This is a genomic window from Palleronia sp., assembly GCF_042089775.1.
Classification (GTDB): Bacteria; Pseudomonadota; Alphaproteobacteria; order Rhodobacterales; family Rhodobacteraceae; genus Palleronia.
Genome location: NZ_JBELKF010000001.1, coordinates 78,635 through 100,165, shown reverse-complemented (window position 1 = coordinate 100,165; position 21,531 = coordinate 78,635). Strand labels below are relative to the sequence as shown.

The window sequence follows — 21,531 nt, the reverse complement described above, 5'->3', positions numbered from 1 at the left end:
GGCCGGTTGTGTCGCGAGGCTGCTTTCGTCGCAGCAGGAGATCGCGAGATGGCCGGCGTCGAGACCGAATATTTCTTCAAGCCCGTGTCGGACAAGATGTTCGGCGCGAACGTCCTTTTTCACCGGGATGGCATAGTGGACGGCACCTTCGACGAAGTGGCCGAGAAGGCGAACGTCACGGCCGTACGATATCCCGGCGGAACGGTGTCGGAAAAGTACTTCGACCTGCGCAACCCGGACAAGGCGACGACCATCGATCCGGCCACCGGCAAGACGGTCGAGCTTCTCCCCCTCAGCGAGTTCATGAACTGGGCCGGGGGGGCCGGGCTTGGCGTCAACATCGTCATCCCCACCAGCTTTCTGGCCGTGGGGCAGGTGGGCAGCCAGCGTCCGCATTCGGACACGTACAGCATCGTCTATGACTTCGTGACGCAGCTTCTGGATGGGAAATGGGGCACGGCGCGGATCGACGGGCTGGAAATCGGAAACGAGTACTGGCTCGGGGCCGAGCAGAACCACACGGAATACGCCCGGATCGCCGACATCGTCGCCCGCGCGGCGCAGGACGCCATCGACGTGCACGCCGCGACGGCCGGCCCCGGTTGGGCAGAGCCGGATATCGGCATCCAGGTCGGACAAACCGGCAGGTTCGCCCCCGATCCCGGCTGGCAGCAGAACGACTACATCATGGACAGCCTGTCCGACGCGGCCGCGCGCGCCATCGATTCGGTGATCGTCCACTACTACACGCGCGGCACTTTCGAGGATCTGCCGAGCTTCGAATACTATTTCGACCGGCTCAACACCTGGACGAAGGATCCCCGCTACGCCGGGATCGAGTACCACGTGACCGAGTGGAACACCGATCACCTCCTCTCGAAGGAGACCGGGCTGAAGCAGGCCTCCACCATCGTCTGGATGATGTCCGAGATGATCTCCGAAGACGTGACGAGCGCCTTTGTCTGGCCGCTACAGCAAAACACCCCCAACGACCTAGCCGGCGTGGCAGGATCCGAAGACCTGACCATCGCCGGCGAGACGTTTCGCCTGATGTCGGACCTGCTCGACGGGTCGACCCTCGTGTCGCGCACGACCTATGACGACGGGATGACCTATGTCTATGCGACCGACGACGGCTTCGTCGTCGCTGCCTCGGCGCTGGGTCTCGGGGCTCTGACACTCGACCTGAGCCAGTGGGGATCGGTCCAAAGTGCCATCGTATACGAGATCGACGCAACGGGGGATCGCCTGGGTCCCGGCGCGATCTCGGATATCGGGACCTATGATCTGCTGAGCAGCACACTACGTCTGGCCGATTATCAGACCGTCTTCGTCGAGGTGCGTGGCGCGCTCAATTTCCACCGGCCGGTGGCTGCATCGACGCGCCTTCTGAGCGACGCCGCCGACCACCACGTGGTCAGCAGCTCGAGCGAGACCGACTTCATCCTCGGCGGGTCAGGCAGTGATACGCTCGTGGGCGGTGCCGGGGCAGACCGCTTCGACGGCGGGGCCGGCGCGGACGCGATCACGGGCAATGACGGCAATGACTGGCTTCTTGGCGGACGCGACGACGACCGCCTGTACGGCAACGCGGGTGCCGACATCCTGTCCGGGGATGATGGCAAGGACCTCCTCGACGGTGGCATCGGCAATGACACGATGTCCGGCGGCGCCTGGGATGACACGCTTCTTGGCTGGGCCGGCAGGGATGTCCTGTACGGCGATGGTGGCCGCGACCTGCTGAAGGGCCAGGAGGATGACGACAGGATGTTCGGCGGCGACTGGCACGACACCCTGATCGGCGGGTCGGGGGACGACCTCCTGCACGGCGGACGCGGCGACGACTCGCTGCTTGGGGAGTGGGGTGATGACCTGATCTACGCCGATGAGGGCGCCGATACGATCGACGGGGGCAGCGGTGCGGACACGATCTACGGCTCTCTGCAGGCGAACGTGATTGCGGGCGGCACAGGGCACGATCTGATCTTCGCCGACGAGACCGGGTCCGCCTATCTAGACTACCTCGTCTGGTAGTTCTTTGCCCGGCGAAAACCGCCGTCCAGCACCCGAGCTTCGCGCGCTACCGCCCCTTCATCAGGTCGTCGATCGCGCGCAGCGTCCCGATCAGGTCCTCCATCCGGTCGACGGGGATCATGTTCGGCCCGTCCGACGGCGCGTTGTCGGGATCCTCGTGCGTCTCGATGAACAGCGCCGAAACGCCGACGGCGCAGGCTGCGCGCGCGAGGACGGGGGCGAACTCGCGCTGGCCGCCGCTGGTGGTGCCCTGCCCGCCCGGCTGCTGGACCGAGTGCGTCGCATCGAACACCACCGGGTAGCCCGTCTGCGCCATGATCGGCAGGCCGCGGAAGTCGCTGACCAGCGTGTTGTAGCCAAACGACGTGCCCCGGTCGCAGAGCAGGATGCGCTCGTTCCCGGTCGAAGCGATCTTGGCGGCTACGTTGCCCATGTCCCACGGCGCAAGGAACTGGCCCTTCTTGACGTTGATCGCGGCACCCGTCTCGCCCGCGGCCAACAACAGGTCGGTCTGGCGGCAGAGGAACGCTGGGATCTGGATCACGTCGCAGGCCTCGGCCGCCGGGGCGCAGTGGTCAGGCAGATGAACGTCAGTCAGGGTCGGGCAGCCGAACTCGTCACGGATCTTGGACAGGATCGACAGCCCTTCCTCCATCCCCAGGCCGCGCGCCGTCGACAGCGACGAGCGGTTCGCCTTGTCGTAGCTGGCCTTGAAGATGAAGCGCGTACCGGTGGGTGCACAGGCCTGCGCAATGCGCTCGGCCATCATGCGGGCATGGTCCAGCGACTCCAACTGGCACGGGCCGGAGATCAGGGCGACGGGGGCGTCGCCGCCGATCTCGATGTCGCGGATGGTCACGGTCATGGGGCTGGCCTTCGTGTCAGAGAACGGATTCGATGCGGGCGACGTCGCCGGGGTTGTTCAGCTCCCAGAACACGCGGCCACGGGCGTCCACCTCGACGCAGGTGACGGGCCACCCGTTTTCCAGGAAGCGTAGCTGTTCCAGGCCCTCGAGGCGCTCCAGCGCCCCCTCGGGGAGGGTGCCGTAGGCCGCGAGCGCGTCGCGCGTGTAGGCATAGACGCCGACATGGTGAAAGACCGGGATCGCCGCGGGATCGATCTTGGCCGGGTCGAGCCACGGGATCACTTCCTTCGAGAAGTAGAGCGCGCTGCGGTCGGTCCCGAAGACGGCCGTGGTCCCACCGACGCGGCCCGCCTTCCGGTCCTCGACAAAATGACCGTAGGTCACGGCATCGCAGCGCAGGACCGGCGTCGCGACACGGGCCTTGCCGGCCGACATCTCGGCGATCAGCGCCTCGATGAACCAGGGCGGGGTCAGCGGCGCGTCACCCTGCAGGTTCACGATCACGTCGGCGTCCAGTCCCGCGGCCTCGACCGCCGCCGCGCAACGCTCGGTTCCGTTGCGGCAGCTTTCCGGAGTCATGATGACCTCGGCCCCGAACACCTCGGCCGCCGCGCGGATGCGGTCGTCATCGGTCGCCACGAGAACGCGGTGGTTGCCCTCGACCGCCTGCGCAGCCTCCCACGTCAGGCGGATCAGGCTCTTGCGGGTGCCATCGGGCAGCGTCAGCTCGGCCAGCGGCTTGCCCGGGTAGCGAGCCGAGGCATAGCGGGCGGGGATCAGGATGGCGGTCTTCATCTCAGGCAACTCCGGCGCGCAGAAGGTCATGGATATGCAGCACGCCCACGGGGCGGGCATCTTCGCCGACGACCATGAGGACCGAGATCTTGCGCGCCTGCAGGATCGCCATCGCCTCGGCGGCGAGCATGTCGGGCGCGATGGTCACGGGCTCGGGGTTGGCGACGTCGCCGGCGGTACGTTGCATCAGGTCGGTCATGTTGCGGCGCAGGTCGCCGTCGGTGACGACGCCCACAAGACGCCCCTCGGGGCCCACGACGGCGGCGACTCCATAGCCTTTTGACGTCATTTCGATCAGCGTGTCGCCCATGGGCGTGTCAGCGGCGACGCGGGGCAGCTTGGCGCCCGTGTGCATCAGACTTTCCACGCGGGCGAGCTGCGCACCGAGCTTGCCGCCGGGGTGGAACACGCCGAACCGCTCGGCAGTGAAGCCACGAAGCTCCATCAGCGCAATCGCGATCGCGTCGCCCAGCGCCAGCGTCGCCGTGGTCGAGGTCGTGGGGGCAAGGCCCATCGGGCAGGCCTCGGGCGCGTCGGGCAGAAGGAGCGCATGGGTCGCAGCCAGCATCAGCGTCGACCCCGACCGGCCCGAGATCGCGACGATCGGAATGCCGAACCTCCGGCAATAGGCCGTGAGGTCACCCAGTTCGACCGTCTCGCCCGAATTCGAGATCATCACGCACAGGTCGCCCGTGCCGATCATGCCCAGATCGCCGTGGCTCGCCTCGGTCGGGTGGATGAACAGCGACGGGGTGCCGGTTGAGGATAGCGTCGCCGCGATCTTGCGGCCCACATGCCCCGACTTGCCGACGCCGGCCACGATCACCCGGCCCCTCGCCGCATGGATCGCCCGCACGGCCTCGGCGAAGCCGTCGGGCAGGCGGTCGGCCATCGCCGCAAGCGCCTCGGCCTCGGTCGCAAGCACGCGCTGCGCCGCGTCGAGAAGCTGCGCGTCGGTCACCTGCGGGGCAACGGTGAGGGGTTCGGTCATTATCGCACCATGTCTTTTCCCGCGGATACGCGACTTGGCCTGGCGCGTGAAGGGCGGCTTCGTCGCCCTCAATGCCCCGTGGTTCGCGCGTAAAGCGCCGAGCGGCTGCCAAACAGCGCGCCGATCCGCCCCGCCATCCAGCCGGTCGTGCGCGCAAGGTCAAGCATCGTCCGCCCGTTCGTGGGGATCAGCAGCACCGCCAGCACGATCGCGCTCAGCGCCTTCAGCGGGACCGAGACAAGGACCGTCCACCGCGCCGCGCCGGAGTTGTCGATCTTGCGCCGGAAATTCGTGTTCGATTGGTCGCGGCCACGGGCGAACTGGTAGGCGAAGGTCAGCCGCTCGGACGGGACGATCTCGTAGACATAGGCGTTGGCCACCCAAGCCGTCGGCAGCCCCGCCTTCTTGACCTCGGCCGACAGCTTGGCATCCGTCCCGCCGGTAAAGCGCATCGCTTCGTCGAACCAGATGCCGCGGTCGCGGAAGATACCCGTCTCGGCCAGCCAATTGTTTGTCACGATCGTCACACCGGGCGTGCCCGAAAGGCCGGCACGACGCGCTGCACGCGACTCTTTGCGGGCATAGCGGCGGCGGATGCAGTCGTGCATCCGCTTCTGCGTCCAACTGAGCCCGTCCTGCGGTGGGTAGATGCCCAGCGGCGCACCGATCAGCGCGGCACCGCTTTGCCTGTAGCCCGCGATCAGGTGCACCAGCCAATCCTCGGCCACCACCTCGTCGTCGTCCACGAAGGCCAGCAGATCGTGCCCCGAAGCCAGCGCCTCCTTGGCGGCGCGATTGCGGCCAAAGGGGATGCCCGGCTCGGTTTCGAGCACGTAGTCGAGCGTACCGCCCGGCAGCCGCCCCTGCCGCGCCTCGACGACGTGCCGGCTGTTCGGCGCATCGTCATTCTCGACCACCAGGAACCGCACTTTGCAATCGGGTGGGATCTGCAAGCTGGCAAAGCTGTCGATCAGGCTCGCGAGCATCAGCGGCCTCTGTCGGGTCAGCACGGCGACCGTGATCGTCAGCGGTTCGCTCATTCTGCTGTCCTTTCGGCTCGGACAGTGCCGAGCATCAGCGGCCAGAAGGGCGGGATGCCGTCATGCGGATGAAACCGCGGCCGCGCCTCTGCCAGTGCCAGGTCGTCCTGATCCGGTGCGGGGGCGATGCCAAGATCGGCCGCCGCAAGAGCGATCGGCGCGAAGCGGTCGGTGTCGAACGGCTCGATCTGCTCATAGGGCCACTCCGCCCCCCGCTGATTCAGCAGCCAACCGACGCCAGTCCCGATGCGAGCGATCTCGGGCTGAGCGTCCACGGGAATGCCGCAGCCCCGGTACAGCGTGAGGAGCGTCAGCCAGCCCTGCAGGTTGAACGCGCAATAATGCTGGGTCAGCGTTCGCGTCAGTTCGTGCGGTTGCGCCCCCTGCTCATCGAATTGGCCGCCGATGCGCGACACGCTGTGCATCCAGCTATCCAGCAGAGCATCGATATCGCCGAGGAACGCCGCGACGGCCGCGAATTGCAGGTCGAAGAAGGTGCCGTGATTGTTGCGCGCGCGCCGCTCGGCCACGCCCTGCGGCGAGGTCGCAAGCCAGTCCGCGTAGGGCCGCAACCAGCCGCGCAGGTCCTCGGACAAGGCCGGGTCGTCCAGTAGCCGGACCGCATCGAGGACGAAAGCCAGGTCCTTGAGCTCGATGATCCCGGTCGCGCTGCCCTCGTCGCCATTATGGCCGCGCCGCACCTGGGCAAAGCGCATGTGCGGCGTCATCGCGGTCTCGTCGTCCAGAAACCAGGTCCGCACGAGGTGCCGCGCATGGTCGCGCGCCGCGGCGTCCTTGTCGATCGCCCAATCGAGAGCGCACACCGTGGTGTCGTCGGCCATCATCTGCCAGCGGGTGCGATCGAATTTCTCGCTGCCCTCGCCGTACATCTCGGTGCCCGGCAGGCGATCTCCGTCGCGCTTCACGTAAGGCAGCCCGGTCGAAGTGTTCGGGTTCGGCCACCAGTGGGGCGCCGGGTGGTAGTAGTCGTGCGGGTCGCCGGAAGGCGGAAGCTCGGTCTTCTGCGTGACCGAGTAGGTCCCGCGGCTGCGTGCTTCGGACGCGACCGCAGCGACGGCACGGCCAAGGGGGCGGCCTGCATGCCAGGGAAGGCGGTCGCGATCAAACAGGACGGGCCGGTCGGGGCTATGGCCTCGCGCGGCCAGCACGGCCGCATCCGCACGGCGAAGCGTCGCCACGATGGCGCCGGACCGGGCCAGCCCGCGCTGGTGCAGCACGTTCCGGCTCTGCGCCTCGAGGTCGGCGCGCCCCGACGCGAGGCGCCGCACCATGCCGGCGCGCCCGACGCGGTGCGCGTCGGGACCGACCGGTCCGGCGGGGATGTCCCACGGGTCCATCCGCCACTGGTTCCAAAGCCCCGGCACGCCGAGGCGGGCCAGAAGCTCGACCTTGGGACGCCGTCCGTAGGGATGCGCCTCGTCAAACCGTGCGGGCGCGTCGCGGCGAAACAGGATCTGCGGCTCTTCCTGCGCGTCCTCGGGCGGCATGTCGTCGAAGGCGCGGTCGTTCGAACCGAGCCGCGCCATCGGCACGACGAAATACTGCCTCTCGGGCGCGGCAGTGACATCGGCGCGGATTCGGTCCCAGTCGGCTTCGGTCAGGAAACAGTTGCCGTCGAAGGGCAGCACCCATTTCGCCCGCGCCTGCCCCAGGACCAAAGCCCGGTTTCGGGCGCCGTTATTGTGCATCACGTAAACGTTCTTCAGCCGATAGATCTGCGCCACGACGCGAATCTGCGTCGGTTCGTCGAGCGCGGCGAAGGCGTCGGACTGCAGGACCTGCGGCTCTTGGAAATGCGAGAAATCCAGCGGCACGTCGGCATATTCATCGGCGTCGAAGGGGATCACCTCGTAGGTGGCGCCAGCCTCTTCCAGCCTTGCGATGATGCGGGCCTCTTCGGCCTTGTCCACGATGCGATTGACGATCCACAGCTTTTCGCACGCGTCGAACGGCGACTCGTTCCTGAGCACGAAGTCTAGGTTTTCCCGCGACTGCCCGATCTTGTGGCGCGGCGGAAGGTCATTGCCGATCACGCGGACCAGCGCAAAGAGATTGGGCAGCGCCGCAAGCTGCGCCTCGACCGACGGGTCCGGTGCCACTGCCGGCGGAGGCGTCGACGACATCACGAAACGCGGGCTCGCTAAACGTGGGCTCGCGCCCAGGCCGCGGCGTTTCACCGCCCGCCGGCGCATCCAGAATCCCAGGAATACCGGCACCACCAGGGGCGATGTCACGGCGACTCCCGTCATCCATGCCGCGCGTTCGACGCGGCCAGCCCCCCGGAACCGGGTCTTGGCCCGCCGGAACAGGTCACTCGGCTGCGGCATCGCGGAACCCTTCGAATTGCTGCTCATAGAGCGTCCGGAACGGCCCTTGGCGGGCCAGAAGCTCGTGCACCGAACCGGTTTCGACCACGTGCCCGTCGTCGATCACGTGAACCTGGTCTGCCTGGAGGATCGTCGAAAGCCGGTGCGCGATCACAATTGTCGTCGTATTCTCGGTCAAGCGGGTAAGCGCCTCCTTGACCAGCGCCTCCGAACTGGCGTCGAGAGCGCTCGTCGCCTCGTCCAGCAGCAGGATCTCGGACTGGCGCAGGATCGCGCGGGCGATCGCGATGCGCTGGCGCTGCCCGCCCGAGAGGAAGTTGCCGTTCTCGCCAACCTCGGTGTCGTAGCCGTCGTCCAGCGCCATGATGAAGTCGTGCGCGTTGGCATCGCGGGCGGCGGCCTCGACCTCTTCGTCGGTCGCGCTGGGGCGGCTGTAGCGGATGTTCTCGCGCACCGAGGCCGAGAACAGGAACGTATCCTGCCCCACGAATGAGATCCGATCCCGCAGCGATGCGAAGGTCGACCCGCGGATGTCCTGCCCGTCGATCAGGACCCGCCCCGAGGACGGATCGTAGAGCCGCATCAAAAGGTTCAGGATCGTGGACTTGCCGCCGCCCGAAGGACCGACCAGCGCCGTCGTTTTTCGTGCCGGGAAGTCCAGCGTCAGGCTCTTCAGGACCGTCTTTTTCTGACCGTAGGTGAAGGTCACATCGTCGAGGCGCACATCGCCCGGCCCCGGCTCGAGCGGCACAGCATCGGGCGCTTCGACAAGCTGCTCCTCATAGTCCAGAAGCTCGAACATCATCCGCACGCGGACCATCGCCGTCTCGAGCTTGATACGCACGCGGCTGAGCCTCTTGGCAGGCTCGTAGGCCATCATGAAGGCGGTGATGAACGACATCAGCTCGCCCGCCGTCGTCGGCTCCCCGCCAAAGAGAGAGAACGCGCTGACCGCCACGATCCCAGCGATGGCAAAGCCGGCCAATGTCTCCATCAGGGGGCTTGTCACGGCGCCGATCCGGGCGATGGCATTGCGGCGACGTTCGACGTTGCGCACGGCCGAGCCCATGCGGCCCTGCATCTGATCCTCGAGCGAGAAGACCTTAACGACGTGGATTCCTTTTGAAGTCTCCTGCACGACCTTCATGATTTCGGCGGTCGAGGCTTGCTCGCTGCGCATGATTTCGCGGATCTGGCGTAGCAGTCCACGCAGACCGAATATCGCGGTCGGTCCGACCAGCAGCGCGAAGATCGACAGGAACGGGGCTTGATAGATCATGACGCCCAGAAGCCCCACCAGCATCAGCGCGTCGCGGCTGATCGACGCGACGATCAGCTCGATCACCTGCTGCGCCGCCGCCGCACCCGAGGTCAGGCGCATGAGCAGGTTCGACGATTCCTGCTGATTGAAGAAGGACACGCCGTTCTTCAGCAGCTTGCGGTAAAGCTCTTCCTGCTGGTTTGCGATGATCCGGTTGCCGGCCCGCGACATCGCCACGGACTGCACGTAGTTCGCCGCGCCCTTCAGCGTGAATGTCGCCGCAACCGCCCCCGCGACCAGCAGGACGACGCTCTTGTTGTCGTAGGCCGTCAGCGCCTCGACGATGTATTCCATCAGCAGCGCGGTCGCCGCTGTCGTGCTCGCGACCACGATCATCGCGAGGACCGCCAGCACGTACCATTTGCGTTGCGCGGCCGCCTGTTCGGTCAGCAGCCGGCGCAGAATGTCACTCCGTTCGTCGTCGCCGGCAAAAAGCGCGACGAGCGTGCGCCTCAGGATTTTCATTGCAAAGCCTCGCGGTCTCCGGCGCACAGGCCGTTAATGTAGGACATCGCGTGTCGAAATACGACCGTCGGCCCCCGGCGCCTCGTAATGAGCGGGACCCCGCGACGCCCGTTGCCTAGCGAATGGCCTCTTGCCCCGCAAGCCGGGCCCGGCGCTACTCCAGCCGCAGGCGCGCCTCGACCGGCAGGCCGCCCGAGGTCAACGCCCTGTGATCGTTGGCGTTCAGCGTGATCCGCACGTCGCCACCGCCGGGAATATGCGCCCAATCGCCATAGAGCCGGCCAAGCATGCCCCATCGACATAGACATGCGCGTGCCCCTCGCCCGGCACATGCGCGTGCCCCGCCGCGGCCGGGGCGAAGGCGAACCCCTCGGCGATAAGGTGCAGGTTCTAGCCGCCGACCGGGTCCGGCGTGGCCTCGACCGCCAGCGCGGCGCCGGGAACATCCACCATTTCGGCATGCATCGCGGCGTGAGCCGCGTCGCCGTGATCGTGGCTGGCGTGGTCGTGCCCGTCCAGCGTCAGCCCCTGCCCCGCGGCAAGGACGACGCCAAGGCCGGACTCGAAGAACAGCATCAGAATGGGGCGACCCACGGTGGCCTCCGTCGCAATAGGGCGGCGGGCGAACCCACCGCCGACTCATGCGGGTTGCGAAATCCCCGCCTCACGCATCTCGCGGCTCCACAAGTGGCCCGCCAGCGCGCCGAGGCAGACCCAGACCGCCAGGCCGACGCCAAGCGCCCGCGCGGCGAACTCGCCCGCGAGCTCGGGCGGCGTCGGACCGGTATACACCTCGGGCTGCGGCGCGCCGATCACGTGGGGCAGCAGGAACAGCACGATCGCCGCGCCCCATGCCATCCACGACCGTCCAAACCCAAGAAGCGCACAGGCGGTCCCGGTCGAGACGACCGTGCCGGCCCACCACGCCCGGCGCGCGGCCAGGTCGGCGGCGGCCACGCCCGGAAGCTCGGGCGGCAGGCCGATGGCGGGGCCGAACTGCACGGCGACCCAGCCGGCGATCCCCCACAGGATACCGGTGCGTCCGGTGATTCGCGCCACGCCCCGCTCGGCCGCGACGGCCATCGCGGCGGTCACGATCAGCGCATAGCCGACATAGACGAGGGCCGAGAACAACACGCTCAGCCCGTCGCGCATCAGGTTGAAGCCGCCCAGGTCCTGCTCGACCGGGACGACCGAGTCGCTGCCGAAATGGAGCAGCTCACCGGCCTCGTAGAGTTCCGCGTGAAGCAGGACCGGCTGCACGAAGACAAGCTGAAGGGTCGCCGCGACGAGCCCCGCGGCGAATCCAGCGATCACCGCGCTGGTCAGGATACGTGCAAGCATGGCTCAGTGGCAGGGAAAGCCGGTGGCGTGGCGCACGTCGTGCGCGGCGTCGTGCAGCGCGTCGGCCTGCACGTGGCCCGCCAGGACGATCAGTCCCAGGCCGATGATCGACGCGAAAAGCGCCGGCAGGGCAACGCTTGCGGACGCGGCGCGGGATGCGGTGGTGGTATTCATGTCTCGTCTCCTTGCCCGTCTCCCCGACGGTCTGGTTTCCATCATGCCCGGCAGGTCTCCTGGCTTGCGGGTCCTCGCGCGACGCTCGCCTTCCCCGGACCGACATCCGAGTGGCTTTTTCGAACGCGCGCTCGCCGCTTACAGTCGCGGGGGCGGCTCCGGCATGTCACCGGATTCCCTCTGGGCTCCGCCATTGGGCGGAACACCGGGCACCTCCTGCGTAGCCGACGTGCCCTTCTGTGGAAAGAGCGGATGTGCCCCGTTAACCGGATCGCCCGCCCGCGACACCAAGGCGCCGCAGCCGGGAGAGAGCCGCCATGACCGACAGACCGGGCACCGGCCCTTTCCTGCGGGCCTTCGGCCGTATCGGCGTGCTCAGCTTCGGCGGACCCGCGGCGCAGGTCGCCGTCATGCACCGCATCCTCGTGGACTAGACGAAGTGGCTGTCCGAGCGCACGTTCCTGCGGGCCCTGTCCTTCTGCATGCTGCTGCCCGGCCCCGAGGCGATGCAGCTCGCCACCTATGCCGGCTGGCGTCTGCGCGGGCTCGCGGGTGGGCTCGTGGCCGGCGCGCTGTTAGTGCTGCCCGGCGCGCTGGTGATGCTGGGCCTCGCTCTTGCCTATGCCGCCTACGGCCAGACCCCCGCCGTCGAGCGACTGTTCCTCGGCATCAAGGCCCCGGTCCTCGTCGTCGTCCTTGGCGCGCTGAGAAAGGTCGCCGGCCGCGCGCTTGCCCGCCCGGCGCATTGGGCGCTGGCGGTCGCGGCCTTCGTCGCGCTGTTCTTCCTCGCGCTGCCCTTCCCGCTGGTGATCCTCGCCGCCGCCGGGATCGGTGCGCTTCTGGGCGGCAACGATCAGGCCGAAGCGCCGACCGGCCCCGTGCCATGGCGCACATCTCTCGCCGCGCTGGGGACCGGGGCCGTGATCTGGATGGGACCGCTCGTCCTGCTCGACGGGATCCTGCGCGAGATCGGGATGTTCTTTGCCGGGCTTGCCGTCGTCACCTTCGGCGGCGCCTACGCCGTCCTCGCCTGGATGGCCCAGGACGCGGTGACGACCCTGGGCTGGCTGACCGCGCGCGAGATGATGGACGGCCTGGGTTTTGCCGAAACCACGCCCGGCCCCCTGATCCTCGTGACACAGTTCGTGGGAACTCTGGCCGCCTACGACGCGGGCGGTTGGCAGCTGGCGCTCGCGGGTGCGGCGGTGTCGCTCTGGGCGACCTTCGTGCCGTGCTACCTCTGGATCTTCGCCGGTGCCCCGCATATCGAGCGTATCTCGGCCATGCCGCGCCTCGCCGGCGCGCTCAGCGGCATTACCGCGGCCGTGGTCGGCGTGATCGCAAACCTGTCGATCTGGTTCGCGCTGCATGTGCTCTTCACCGAGGTCACGCGACAGACCGTGGGGCCGCTGGTCCTGTGGATGCCCAGCCCCGCCACGCTCGATCCGCGCGTGCTGGGCCTGTCCATCTTGGCGGGGGTCATGGTGTGGCGCGGTGCGGGGCTGATGGTCACGCTGGCCACCGCCGCCGCGCTCGGCTGGATCGTCACCGCGCTCGGCGCACCAGGGCCCTGAGCCGGTCCGCATAATCCGCCCGCTCCTCGGCGCTCAGCCTGGCAAGCTGCTCGGCCAGGGCGTCTTCCAGCGCCACCAGCCGCGCCGCGCCCAGATCGCGCTGCTCTCGTAGGGCTGCCGTGACGGCCTCGGGTTCGAACGGCTCCGCCCGGATGGCCGAGAGCAGCGCCTCGAATGAGCCGCGCCGCCTGTCGGGTTCAGTGCGGGGCATGCGCTTGAGGTCGGCGAACAGGTCGCGCCGCGCCTCGTTGGGCAAGGACCTGACCAGCGGCGCAATCGGCCCGCTCAGACGCGGGCCGCGATGCGGTCCATGCCGGTCCAGGGCAGAGCCGATGATGACACCCGCGACAGCGACGTTGATCGCCAGGGAGATGAACAGCAGGTAGCGCCACGGGCGCGGGATCGAACGCAGGCTCATTCCACGACCTCCGCCAGTTGGAAGGCATAGACGCCCGAAAGATCCTCGATCGCATAGGCTTCGGGGGCAACCGCAGCCACCACCCCGCCCGGATCGGCAACGCCGACGAGCAGGCCGACGGCACACGCCGCGGCGATCCCGCCCCAGGCCCAGCCCTCGCGTCGGCGGCGGCCTGCGGCGACCGTCCGGGCATCGCTCATCACCCGTGCCATCAGCAGGTCCGACGGCCGGAGCGGTTCCCGGCGCCCCTGCTGAAGCGCGGCATCGGCCAGCACGCGCACCATCAGGTCGTCCGACGCCCGCGGCGCCTTCAGCGCGTCAAGCGCGCGGCTCAGGTCGTCGTCATTCGTCGACATATCCCAACGCCTCCTTCCGTCCGGCCAGGATTCGGCCAAGGGCGAGCTTGCCCCGCGCCGTCAGGCTCTCCACCGCCTCAACGCTGATGCCCATGGCGATCGCGATCTCGGGGTTCGGCAGTTCCTCGATGTGGCGCAGGATCACCGCCAGCCGCTGCCGTTCAGGCAGCCGGGCCAGCGCATTCTCCAGCGCCGCACGACGCTGGTCGTCCTGCATCCGTTCCCGTACGCCGGGCTCCGGCGCCGCAGGGTCGTTCGCCGCGTCCAGCGGCTCGGTCGGGCGGCGGCCGCGCAGCCGGTCGGTGCACAGGTTGGCCGTCACCCGGTAGAGCCAGGTCGAGACCTTGGCCCGCCCCGGTTCCCAGTCCGGGGCGATGCGCCACAGACGCATCAGCGCCTCCTGCGCGACATCCTCGGCCTCGGACGCATCGCCCAGCATCCGCTGCGCCACGGCCAGCACGCGCGGCAGGTGCCGCCGGGCCAAGGGCACCGCGGCTGCCATGTCGCCGGCTGCGTAGATCGCCAGCAGGCTGTCGTCGTCAGGCTCGCTCATCCCGCCCTCGTCCGTCGGGACCGGCCCGTAGCACAGGGCCGGTCCCATGGCATCAACCGCGGTCGTTCTGGCCATGACCCTTGCCATGACCGTCATGGCCCTCCAGCCCGTGAGGGCCGCGCGGCCCCATCGGAGGGATGTCCGCGATCTCATCAGCCGACAGCGTGCCGTCGCCGTTCGCATCGAACCGCCCGAAAAGCTGCTCGACCCGCTCACCGCGGTCGCCGTGGTGGCCACGCGGCTCGGGCAGGTTCTCGACGGCGATCTCGCCGTTGCCATCCTCGTCAAAGCGGTCGAACATCGCGCCAGCCCGCTGCGTCGCACGCGCGGTCGCCCGTTCGACGGCCGCCTGGATCACTTCGTCGCGCGAGACGGTGCCATCGCCATTCGCATCGGCGCGCGCCATCGGGTTCTGCCCCATCGCCTGCGCCTCCTCGCGGCTGATCTGGCCGTCGCCGTTCTGGTCGAGGTGCAGGATTGGGTGGGGACGCTCGTTCCCCCGGACTCCGGGCGCGTTCTGAGCGAAAGTCGCCCCTGCCATGACGGTGCCGGCCATGAGCGCGAAAACAGCGGTGCGGATCATCTGGTTGTCCTTTCGGTTCTCCCATCGCCCTGTCCGGGCGACGCACCTGATACGAGGGTGCGCCTCAACTTCCGTCGCCCGAGCTCGTTCACGGCTTCGTCAGCGCACCGGACCGTCCGGTCTTGGGCTCGTCCGCTGCGTCTCGTGCTCACTGTCTCGAGAACGGCAAACAACGCTCTTGCAGTAGCGCCCAGGCCACTAACCGCGCAATCATCCTTCGGACGAAGGCCTGCTGCACCAAGTCCGTCGAAGTCGAGGCGTCCAATACTGCTTGCCCTTCAGCCGCCACCATGAGCCGGAGAAATCCCTGCCCCTGCCCCACAAGTGCCGCATCCTGTCTCGCGCCGCGTAAGGAATCGGCGGCCGACTACAAGATCGCTTCGCACTCGCCGTCGCCCGACCCATTCCCTCCCACGTTGCCAAGGCCCCACGGACAGTTCTGCCGGAACCGGTTGCAGACGTGACTGACACGGCACCGTTCTTGTCTGACGATCCCGCTCCGCCGCCAGTCCGCGACGACCTTCGCCCACACTCTCGGGGCCTAAATCGGCCGTTACGTCAACTCGACGAACCCTCTGACGTCATTGTGCGTTGCGATGAAGTGGCAGCCGCCACAGAACCGCCCCGCGACCCGCATTGCCAGAGAGCCGCCCATGTTGACCCGACGCCATTTTATCGCCACCGGATTTGCCGCCCTCACGCCCTCGGCCGTTCTGGGACACGCCGGCCTGCCTCACAAGAGCCTCGAGACAATGCGCGCGCGCGACGTGGAGATTCGTGACGATGTCGAAGTCGACACGATCCACGTCTTCCCCGACTACTTCTCGATCTACCATGTCCGTGCGCCTGGCCGGGCACGCGAATACCACGTGGCTGTCGGCGATGACGGACGCAATCTGCGCGGCACAACCGTCATCAAGCGAAAAGAGGAATGGCCTTCCTGGACGCCGACGCAGAACATGATCCGACGCGAGCCACAGACTTACGCCAAATACGCCGATGGGATGCCGGGCGGCCCGGACAACCCGTTGGGTGCGCGCGCAATGTATCTCTATCGCGGCGGACGCGACACCATGTATCGCATCCACGGCACCCCCCAGCCATGGACGATCGGCCAAGCGGTCTCCTCGGGCTGTATCCGATTGACCAATGACGACGTCATCGAGCTCTACCCGAACGTGAAGATCGGGACGAAAGTCATTTCGTACCGCTAGCGCCTACCCCTCAAGACTGGCAAGATGAACCTCGCAGTAATCGCCTGCGACTTCGGGATTGGAATAGCGCCGATAGATCTCCGCGCATGGATGGTCCTGTTGCGCTGGCTGTCCGCTCGTAATGCCGCCAATGGCCGCGCCTGCCACGGCGCCAAGAAGGCTTGCTTCGGTATCACCACCCAGAATTTGCCCGATTAAAGCCCCGCCCGCGGCGCCGGCCAATGCTCGATCGCTCTGTGGATCGCCGGTCGCGGTGCAGGCGGCCAAGGCCAACGCTCCGAAAATGGTGAGGGCGTTTCGCCGCATGTCTCGTCTCCTGCTTATCCGGACTTCAGGATGCGAGCGCATCTCGGCAAAAGATGGGCGCAGAGGCGGAGCAACCGGTACGGAAGCCCCGTATTTGATCAAAGGTCCTCGGCAGCGCCGACCTTCGCGCCCCTCTAGGTGGCCCGCAATGTCTTCTCGAAACCCACGGCGCAGCATTCGGCAGCATGCCTCGCGCCAAGGGAGTCCCCTTAGCACCCCACAGGTCGCAGAGACCAGAACGACATCCTCGGTCTTAAGACTTCATTTACTGCACGATGAATTCAGCGTGCAGCGCACCGGCCGCCTTGATGCTCTTCAGAATGTCGATCATGTCCCGCGGCGCCACACCGAGCGCGTTCAGACCCGCCACGACATCTGACAACGTCGCGCCACCCGGCACTTCTGCGAGCCCGATGCCCGGCTCTTCTTCGATCGCAGCTCCGGTCCGCGGAACGACCACCGTTTCGCCCGGCGCAAAGGGATTGGGCTGAACCACGATCGGAGCTTCCTCTACCCGCAACGTCAAGCCGCCCTGGCTAACGGCCACCCGGCTGATCCGCACGTCCTGTCCCATCACGATCGTGCCGGATCGCTGGTCCACGACGACGCGCGCACGCTGCTCCGGCTCGACCGTGATGTTTTCGATCTCCAGCAGGGCATGAGCAGGCGACGCTGCCTGGGTTGCCGCAATGTCCACGCTGACGGTGCCGGCATCCAGCATGACCGCAACGCTGCGCTTCATCGAGCCGTTGATCGCCTGCTCGATACGTCCAGCGGTGGTGAAATCGGGGGTCCGAAGGGCGAGCCTGACGGTTTCGAGGTCTCCAAAACTGAAGTCGATCTCACGCTCGACCCGCGCCCCCGCCGGAATGCCTCCAGATGTGGGAACACCCTGTGTCACGTTCGCCGCTTCGCCCTCGGCAACCGCGCCCCCGGCGAGAACGGTTCCCTGCGCGACCGCATAGATCTGGCCATCGGCCGCGTTGAGCGGCGTCATCACGAGCGTCCCGCCCAGTAGCGACGAAGCATCCCCGATCGCCGAGACAGTGACGTCGATCCGGCTGCCAGCGCGTGAAAATGCCGGCAATTCGGCAGTCACGAGCACGGCCGCTACGTTCTTCGGGCGAAAGTCCTCACCGCTGACATTGACGCCCAGCCGTTCGAGGATCGTCGACATGATCTCTTCGGTGAAGGGCGAGTTGCGCAATCCATCGCCCGTGCCGTTCAGCCCGACCACGAGGCCATAGCCCACCAGATCGTTTCCGCGAACGCCGTCGAACTCCACCAGATCCTTGATGCGAACGGGCGCGGCGTCGGCCACGGCTGCCCAAAAGGCGAAGAGGATAAACAGAATAGGTTTCATCGCAGGTACGATACCAGGCTAAGCTCGGACAGGCGGGCCGTGAGCGTGTAGATCATAGAGATCTGGTTCTCCGTCTGCTTCAGACGGATTGCGGTGTCGTAGGGATCGGCCGCCAACAGGTCGAGCCTTGCCAGCTCAAACCCATTTCGCTCAGTCCCGATGCGCACTTTCGCGTCGTCGATAGAGGCGGTAGCCAAGCCTACGCCCGCTTCGAGGCCGATGAGCTTGTTCTGGCCCTGCAGAAGGCCGGTGACGCCGCCCGACAGGACGTCCGCCCGCGCTTCGTGGCTTACCGGAAGCCCCTCACCCAGCACGGCAATTCGCGCAACTTCCGCGAGCGCTTCGCGGATTGCCGGGTCGTCCGCGCGAACTCCCACCTCCACTCTCGAACCGTCGCCCAGATCGAAGGGTGCCAGATCAACCGGCACACCTACATAGTCCTTGGTTTGGAACGGCCCGCCATCTGCGAAATAAGCCGTCACGCCATCTTTGATGTCCTTGGCGGAGGTCGCTCCGGCAAGGCTGGACACGAGATCTGCCATGATGTCCTCGGCGCCACGAGTCACCTGCGCATTGCCGGATGCGCCGCCAAAGAGCGGCCGCCCCGCTGTCTGCGTCCCAAGATCCGAAATCATGCCCACGAAGGCTATGCGCGCCGATTTCGCCAGGCCATCGATCTGAAGCGCCGACGTTTCGTGCGTGATGGTCATGGCGCCAAGATCGATACCTTCGATACGTGTCGACATGGCAGACAAGGCGATACCGGTGGCGCCGGCGAAGATGCTCGCCTCCTTGACCGCGGTGCTTTGCGCCTCGAGATGTGTGAGCGCGCGCTCTATGGAGGCAACCGGTCCGGTGTTGCCCCCGACGGCCTTGGCGACGTCCCGCTTCAGCCCGGTCGTCAGCTCGAAATTGAGCGTGCCAAGGTCCCGGTGCAGTCGATTTCCAACTGTGCGCTGCTTGAATGTCTGGGCGAGGTCGCCAATGGTCGTCACGGTCATTTCAGATCTCCAATATGCGATCCAGCATCATCCCGGCAGTCTGGATGACCTTGGCGTTTGCGGCGTAGGCCTGCTCGATCAGGAGGAGCATGCGCATCTCGTCGTCGGTGTTGACGCCCTCCGACAGCTCGGCCTCCTGCAGCGTCGCCAACTTGCCTTCGGAGTAGCCAAGATCGGTCTCGGCGCGGAACGCCGCTCCGGCAGCAGCCCCGACGACCTGGTCGGCCAGCGCCCCGAGCCCAAGGCTCGACTCGCCCAAGGCGGCGCTTTGGGGCACCGCGGGTCGCTGCAACGCGTCTGCAAGAGATTGTAGAACACGAGCGTCGCCTTCGGGACGCGCCGCAGCCATAGGACTAAGGCCGTTTCGCAGCCGGCTCAAGGATCCGGTAGAAGTATCAGGATCGACCGCGCCGTTCACGGCAATTCTTTGCGCCAGCCCGACTGTGGACGCCATCGGTGCAACGGCGTCGTCCACGAACAATCCCGCATCGCCTAATTGCAGGGACGGGTCCGCCGCCTTGTCCTGGAACCGCGTGATGAGCTCTTGAGCGAACCCGTCAAGGCGGGCCTGCGCGGCGGGCAATTCTCCGTCTCTCAACTCGAAGAGTGCCGCGATTTTTCCGCCCGCGATCGGGCCGTCGTCGCGCGTCACGTCAACAGAACGACCGTTGATCGTAAGACCGGACAAGGGCGCGCCTGCCGTCATCCCAGCCGTCATGCCCCCTGCTTTGGAGAAGCCGATCTCGGTTGCCGAGTCCAACATGAGGACCGCTCCGGTCTCGGTGATCAGACCCACGCGTCCGTTATCGCGAGGGAACTCGCGCACGGGGATGAATCCGGCAACTGCATCGATGGCGCTGCGGCGCTGGTCGAGCAAAGTGTTCATGTCGCGCCCAGTTCCGCCCGCCTTGGCGATCTCGGTATTGAGCTGCTCGATGCGTTGAAGCCCCTGATTCAGGGCCTCTACGGCATCGCCGATGGCATGATCCGCTTTAAGACGCTCGGTTTGCACACCGTCGCCCGCATCGTTCAAGTGCTTTGTCAGCGCCTGGGCCGAATCCACCACTGTCCCCAGCCGCTGTTCCGACGAAGGAAGGCTCGCGGCCGATGTCAGGCTTGCCGCCAGGGCAGCCACGCGGCCCGAGAGCGATCCGGCGTTTTCGGCCGAGCCCACGAGGTCCACGACCTTGGACAGCGACTGGCTGCGCGCCTTTTCCCCCGATGTGTCGGCCTCGGCCATACGGCGATCGGTGATCAGGCTTTGCGTTTCACGCCTGGAGATCGCCGCGACACCCACGCCGCCAAAGCGGCCCGATTCGAGCACGACCTCGCGCGGAGCGTAGCCGGGCGTGAGAACATTCGCGACGTTGTCCGAGACGGACTGCGACGCACGCGCGGTCGCAAACAACCCGGACGTTGCCGAGGCGATGGCAGAAGATATGCTCATGGCTCAGATCACCGTTTGAGGTTGGTGGTTTCCTGCAGCATCTCGTCCACCGTCTGAATGACCTTGGCATTCGACGAATAGGCGCGCTGCGTCTGGATCAGGTTCGTCAACTCGGTTGCCACATCGGTGGTCGAGCCTTCGCGGGAATAGCCTTGTGTTTGACCCACAGGTCCCGTCCCCGAGTCCCAGAGGAAAATGCCGCCCGATTCCAGACTGACCTCATAAGTCTGCGAGTCGGAGGCCTTGAGAGCATTCCGGTTTGGCACGTCGATCACCGGGACCTGGAAGATCGGGCGAGTCATGCCGGTATCGTAGATGGCATGCACCACACCGTCGGCCGCGATCTCGACGCCACTCAAGTTACCGGTTGCGGCACCGTTCTTGATGATGTTCGACGGCGCAAAGCTGGAATCGAGCTGCGTGATGCCGGTGGATTGGTTGGGGCCACCGATATTCACGGTCATCTTTTCCCCGCCGATCGGGATCTCGATGGTGCCTGTGAGAGGGTCATATACGTCGCCTGCGCTGCCCAGGACCTTGGTCACGGCATCCAGTTGACCGCCCCCGTCCATCGTGGACTTGAAGTTCAACGTATACTCCCCGACCTCAGATTTGCTCTGGCTGTCGGTGATCGTCATGGTCCATACGTTCGTTGCGGTCGGCTCATAGTTGAACGTGAGCGTTTCGGTCTGACCCATGTTCCCGAAGTACTCGATGGTGAGCTCGTGAGGCCCCCCGAGAGCGGCGGGATCCGCAGAATCGTCCGACGGCAAGTTCAGTGCCAGAGACAGCTTGGTCGTGGGATTGGCTGCGAACTGATTGTGATAGACGTTTACAGGCTTCAGCCCGTCGGTACTGTCTCGCGGAAAATTCGCGAACGAGCCGTCGAGAGAAGCCGGCCAGCCCAGGAGGACCTTCCCCGTTGCGTTGACGAGATTGCCTTCCGCATCCGGGCGGAACGATCCTGTCGTCATCAATGCGAGCTTTGTCGCGCCACCTGCTTTCGTGCCTTCGAGATCCGTCACCGGCAGGAAGCCGCGGCCGTTGATCGAGATGTCCGTGGCGTTGGACGAGTTTTGCAGTTGTCCCTGCTCGTCGACCAACCGCTGCGTCGTCGTCCTCACCCCGCTGCCCGTGCTCTGCTGACCGCCGCCACTGACCACAAGCGAATGGAATTCGGTGATGCTGCGCTTGTAGCCATAGGTTGCGGAGTTCGCGATGTTGTCCGAGATGCTGGACAGCCGCGTGGCGTTCGCGCTCAGGCCACTGACACCGGAAGCGAGTGAGGACGAGATGGACATGAAGACGAGACCCTTTTGCTCCGCTACCTGTTGGTCC

The 21,531-nt window shown here is 66.5% G+C and carries 22 protein-coding genes and 1 riboswitch; of the genes, 3 read left to right on the top strand and 19 right to left on the bottom strand.

All coding sequences use genetic code 11. The annotated features are described in order from the left end of the window. Positions 1 to 48: 48 nt before the first annotated feature. Positions 49 to 2,034 carry a calcium-binding protein gene (locus tag ACFDS3_RS00490; RefSeq protein WP_375260362.1) on the top strand — a complete coding sequence of 662 codons (1,986 nt, stop codon included), beginning with the start codon at positions 49 to 51 and terminating at the stop codon, positions 2,032 to 2,034. A 46-nt stretch (positions 2,035 to 2,080) separates the two neighbouring features. Here ACFDS3_RS00490 and kdsA read toward each other — a convergent pair whose 3' ends face one another. From kdsA to ACFDS3_RS00440, 10 genes are all read right to left on the bottom strand, one after another. Next, the gene (kdsA, locus tag ACFDS3_RS00485; RefSeq protein WP_375260361.1) at positions 2,081 to 2,899 is read right to left on the bottom strand and encodes a 3-deoxy-8-phosphooctulonate synthase; all 819 of its coding nucleotides are present in this window, start codon (positions 2,897 to 2,899) and stop codon (positions 2,081 to 2,083) included. A gap of 16 nt (positions 2,900 to 2,915) precedes the next feature. Further along, on the bottom strand, positions 2,916 to 3,695 hold the full coding sequence (locus ACFDS3_RS00480; RefSeq protein ID WP_375260360.1) for a 3-deoxy-manno-octulosonate cytidylyltransferase: 780 nt from the start codon (positions 3,693 to 3,695) through the stop codon (positions 2,916 to 2,918). Between the two features lies 1 nt (position 3,696). Then, positions 3,697 to 4,686, bottom strand: coding sequence for an SIS domain-containing protein (locus ACFDS3_RS00475; RefSeq protein WP_375260359.1), 990 nt, complete (start codon positions 4,684 to 4,686; stop codon positions 3,697 to 3,699). Between the two features lie 68 nt (positions 4,687 to 4,754). Then, on the bottom strand, positions 4,755 to 5,726 hold the full coding sequence (locus tag ACFDS3_RS00470; RefSeq protein WP_375260358.1) for a glycosyltransferase: 972 nt from the start codon (positions 5,724 to 5,726) through the stop codon (positions 4,755 to 4,757). Beyond that, the gene (locus tag ACFDS3_RS00465; RefSeq protein ID WP_375260357.1) at positions 5,723 to 8,074 is read right to left on the bottom strand and encodes an alginate lyase family protein; all 2,352 of its coding nucleotides are present in this window, start codon (positions 8,072 to 8,074) and stop codon (positions 5,723 to 5,725) included. Before ACFDS3_RS00465 ends, ACFDS3_RS00470 begins: the two co-directional genes overlap by 4 nt. Beyond that, positions 8,058 to 9,860: an ABC transporter ATP-binding protein gene (locus tag ACFDS3_RS00460; RefSeq protein ID WP_375260356.1), complete on the bottom strand. Its 1,803-nt coding sequence runs from the start codon at positions 9,858 to 9,860 to the stop codon at positions 8,058 to 8,060. The genes ACFDS3_RS00465 and ACFDS3_RS00460 overlap by 17 nt, the downstream gene beginning before the upstream one ends. A gap of 154 nt (positions 9,861 to 10,014) precedes the next feature. Next, complete coding sequence (locus ACFDS3_RS00455) at positions 10,015 to 10,149, bottom strand: hypothetical protein (RefSeq protein ID WP_375260355.1); 135 nt, start codon at positions 10,147 to 10,149, stop codon at positions 10,015 to 10,017. 101 nt (positions 10,150 to 10,250) lie between these two features. After that, positions 10,251 to 10,454 (bottom strand): hypothetical protein, encoded by a 204-nt coding sequence (locus ACFDS3_RS00450; RefSeq protein ID WP_375260354.1) that lies wholly within the window; start codon positions 10,452 to 10,454, stop codon positions 10,251 to 10,253. 45 nt (positions 10,455 to 10,499) lie between these two features. Then, positions 10,500 to 11,204 (bottom strand): CbtA family protein, encoded by a 705-nt coding sequence (locus ACFDS3_RS00445; protein ID WP_375260353.1) that lies wholly within the window; start codon positions 11,202 to 11,204, stop codon positions 10,500 to 10,502. A gap of 3 nt (positions 11,205 to 11,207) precedes the next feature. Beyond that, positions 11,208 to 11,378, bottom strand: a complete 171-nt coding sequence (locus ACFDS3_RS00440) for a CbtB domain-containing protein (protein ID WP_375260352.1) — start codon at positions 11,376 to 11,378, stop codon at positions 11,208 to 11,210. A 31-nt stretch (positions 11,379 to 11,409) separates the two neighbouring features. After that, a riboswitch (cobalamin riboswitch) is annotated at positions 11,410 to 11,603 on the bottom strand. Positions 11,604 to 11,821: 218 nt separating this feature from the next. Between ACFDS3_RS00440 and ACFDS3_RS00435 the strand changes: the two genes are divergently transcribed. Next, positions 11,822 to 12,952, top strand: a complete 1,131-nt coding sequence (locus ACFDS3_RS00435; protein WP_375260432.1) for a chromate transporter — start codon at positions 11,822 to 11,824, stop codon at positions 12,950 to 12,952. Here the strand turns inward: ACFDS3_RS00435 and ACFDS3_RS00430 are convergent. Genes ACFDS3_RS00430 through ACFDS3_RS00415 form a run of 4 tightly spaced genes read right to left on the bottom strand, consistent with a single transcriptional unit; the run spans position 12,924 to position 14,862 of the window. Further along, complete coding sequence (locus ACFDS3_RS00430; protein WP_375260351.1) at positions 12,924 to 13,370, bottom strand: periplasmic heavy metal sensor; 447 nt, start codon at positions 13,368 to 13,370, stop codon at positions 12,924 to 12,926. The genes ACFDS3_RS00435 and ACFDS3_RS00430 overlap by 29 nt on opposite strands. Then, positions 13,367 to 13,726, bottom strand: coding sequence for a hypothetical protein (locus ACFDS3_RS00425; RefSeq protein WP_375260350.1), 360 nt, complete (start codon positions 13,724 to 13,726; stop codon positions 13,367 to 13,369). Before ACFDS3_RS00425 ends, ACFDS3_RS00430 begins: the two co-directional genes overlap by 4 nt. After that, entirely contained in the window at positions 13,713 to 14,327 is a 615-nt protein-coding gene (locus ACFDS3_RS00420) for an RNA polymerase sigma factor (RefSeq protein ID WP_375260431.1), read from the bottom strand. Before ACFDS3_RS00420 ends, ACFDS3_RS00425 begins: the two co-directional genes overlap by 14 nt. A 4-nt stretch (positions 14,328 to 14,331) precedes the next feature. After that, a complete protein-coding gene (locus ACFDS3_RS00415; protein ID WP_375260349.1) occupies positions 14,332 to 14,862 on the bottom strand; it encodes an EF-hand domain-containing protein in 531 nt (176 codons plus the stop codon). A gap of 653 nt (positions 14,863 to 15,515) precedes the next feature. Here ACFDS3_RS00415 and ACFDS3_RS00410 point away from each other — a divergent pair. Beyond that, the gene (locus ACFDS3_RS00410; protein WP_375260348.1) at positions 15,516 to 16,076 is read left to right on the top strand and encodes a L,D-transpeptidase; all 561 of its coding nucleotides are present in this window, start codon (positions 15,516 to 15,518) and stop codon (positions 16,074 to 16,076) included. Between the two features lie 3 nt (positions 16,077 to 16,079). Here ACFDS3_RS00410 and ACFDS3_RS00405 read toward each other — a convergent pair whose 3' ends face one another. The 5 genes from ACFDS3_RS00405 to ACFDS3_RS00385 all read right to left on the bottom strand — a co-directional run bounded on the left by ACFDS3_RS00405 (position 16,080) and on the right by ACFDS3_RS00385 (position 21,494). Continuing rightward, a complete protein-coding gene (locus tag ACFDS3_RS00405; protein WP_375260347.1) occupies positions 16,080 to 16,382 on the bottom strand; it encodes a glycine zipper 2TM domain-containing protein in 303 nt (100 codons plus the stop codon). Between the two features lie 265 nt (positions 16,383 to 16,647). Then, positions 16,648 to 17,745, bottom strand: a complete 1,098-nt coding sequence (locus ACFDS3_RS00400) for a flagellar basal body P-ring protein FlgI (protein ID WP_375260346.1) — start codon at positions 17,743 to 17,745, stop codon at positions 16,648 to 16,650. Continuing rightward, complete coding sequence (locus tag ACFDS3_RS00395) at positions 17,742 to 18,746, bottom strand: hypothetical protein (RefSeq protein WP_375260345.1); 1,005 nt, start codon at positions 18,744 to 18,746, stop codon at positions 17,742 to 17,744. Before ACFDS3_RS00395 ends, ACFDS3_RS00400 begins: the two co-directional genes overlap by 4 nt. Before the next feature lies 1 nt (position 18,747). After that, positions 18,748 to 20,193: a flagellar hook-associated protein FlgK gene (gene flgK, locus ACFDS3_RS00390; protein WP_375260344.1), complete on the bottom strand. Its 1,446-nt coding sequence runs from the start codon at positions 20,191 to 20,193 to the stop codon at positions 18,748 to 18,750. 8 nt (positions 20,194 to 20,201) lie between these two features. After that, on the bottom strand, positions 20,202 to 21,494 hold the full coding sequence (locus ACFDS3_RS00385; protein WP_375260343.1) for a flagellar hook protein FlgE: 1,293 nt from the start codon (positions 21,492 to 21,494) through the stop codon (positions 20,202 to 20,204). Positions 21,495 to 21,531: the final 37 nt, after the last annotated feature.

What these genes read in the sequence shown, in the direction of transcription:
- ACFDS3_RS00480 (WP_375260360.1), bottom strand. Translation starts at nt 3,695, where the DNA reads ATGAAGACCGCCATCCTGATCCCCGCCCGCTATGCCTCGGCTCGCTAC.
- ACFDS3_RS00430 (WP_375260351.1), bottom strand. Translation starts at nt 13,370, where the DNA reads ATGAGCCTGCGTTCGATCCCGCGCCCGTGGCGCTACCTGCTGTTCATC.
- ACFDS3_RS00415 (WP_375260349.1), bottom strand. Translation starts at nt 14,862, where the DNA reads ATGATCCGCACCGCTGTTTTCGCGCTCATGGCCGGCACCGTCATGGCA.
- ACFDS3_RS00445 (WP_375260353.1), bottom strand. Translation starts at nt 11,204, where the DNA reads ATGCTTGCACGTATCCTGACCAGCGCGGTGATCGCTGGATTCGCCGCG.
- ACFDS3_RS00405 (WP_375260347.1), bottom strand. Translation starts at nt 16,382, where the DNA reads ATGCGGCGAAACGCCCTCACCATTTTCGGAGCGTTGGCCTTGGCCGCC.
- ACFDS3_RS00490 (WP_375260362.1), top strand. Translation starts at nt 49, where the DNA reads ATGGCCGGCGTCGAGACCGAATATTTCTTCAAGCCCGTGTCGGACAAG.
- ACFDS3_RS00425 (WP_375260350.1), bottom strand. Translation starts at nt 13,726, where the DNA reads ATGTCGACGAATGACGACGACCTGAGCCGCGCGCTTGACGCGCTGAAG.
- ACFDS3_RS00460 (WP_375260356.1), bottom strand. Translation starts at nt 9,860, where the DNA reads ATGAAAATCCTGAGGCGCACGCTCGTCGCGCTTTTTGCCGGCGACGAC.
- ACFDS3_RS00455 (WP_375260355.1), bottom strand. Translation starts at nt 10,149, where the DNA reads ATGCTTGGCCGGCTCTATGGCGATTGGGCGCATATTCCCGGCGGTGGC.
- kdsA (WP_375260361.1), bottom strand. Translation starts at nt 2,899, where the DNA reads ATGACCGTGACCATCCGCGACATCGAGATCGGCGGCGACGCCCCCGTC.
- ACFDS3_RS00385 (WP_375260343.1), bottom strand. Translation starts at nt 21,494, where the DNA reads ATGTCCATCTCGTCCTCACTCGCTTCCGGTGTCAGTGGCCTGAGCGCG.
- ACFDS3_RS00400 (WP_375260346.1), bottom strand. Translation starts at nt 17,745, where the DNA reads ATGAAACCTATTCTGTTTATCCTCTTCGCCTTTTGGGCAGCCGTGGCC.
- ACFDS3_RS00395 (WP_375260345.1), bottom strand. Translation starts at nt 18,746, where the DNA reads ATGACCGTGACGACCATTGGCGACCTCGCCCAGACATTCAAGCAGCGC.
- flgK (WP_375260344.1), bottom strand. Translation starts at nt 20,193, where the DNA reads ATGAGCATATCTTCTGCCATCGCCTCGGCAACGTCCGGGTTGTTTGCG.
- ACFDS3_RS00440 (WP_375260352.1), bottom strand. Translation starts at nt 11,378, where the DNA reads ATGAATACCACCACCGCATCCCGCGCCGCGTCCGCAAGCGTTGCCCTG.
- ACFDS3_RS00475 (WP_375260359.1), bottom strand. Translation starts at nt 4,686, where the DNA reads ATGACCGAACCCCTCACCGTTGCCCCGCAGGTGACCGACGCGCAGCTT.
- ACFDS3_RS00410 (WP_375260348.1), top strand. Translation starts at nt 15,516, where the DNA reads ATGTTGACCCGACGCCATTTTATCGCCACCGGATTTGCCGCCCTCACG.
- ACFDS3_RS00420 (WP_375260431.1), bottom strand. Translation starts at nt 14,327, where the DNA reads ATGGGACCGGCCCTGTGCTACGGGCCGGTCCCGACGGACGAGGGCGGG.
- ACFDS3_RS00465 (WP_375260357.1), bottom strand. Translation starts at nt 8,074, where the DNA reads ATGCCGCAGCCGAGTGACCTGTTCCGGCGGGCCAAGACCCGGTTCCGG.
- ACFDS3_RS00470 (WP_375260358.1), bottom strand. Translation starts at nt 5,726, where the DNA reads ATGAGCGAACCGCTGACGATCACGGTCGCCGTGCTGACCCGACAGAGG.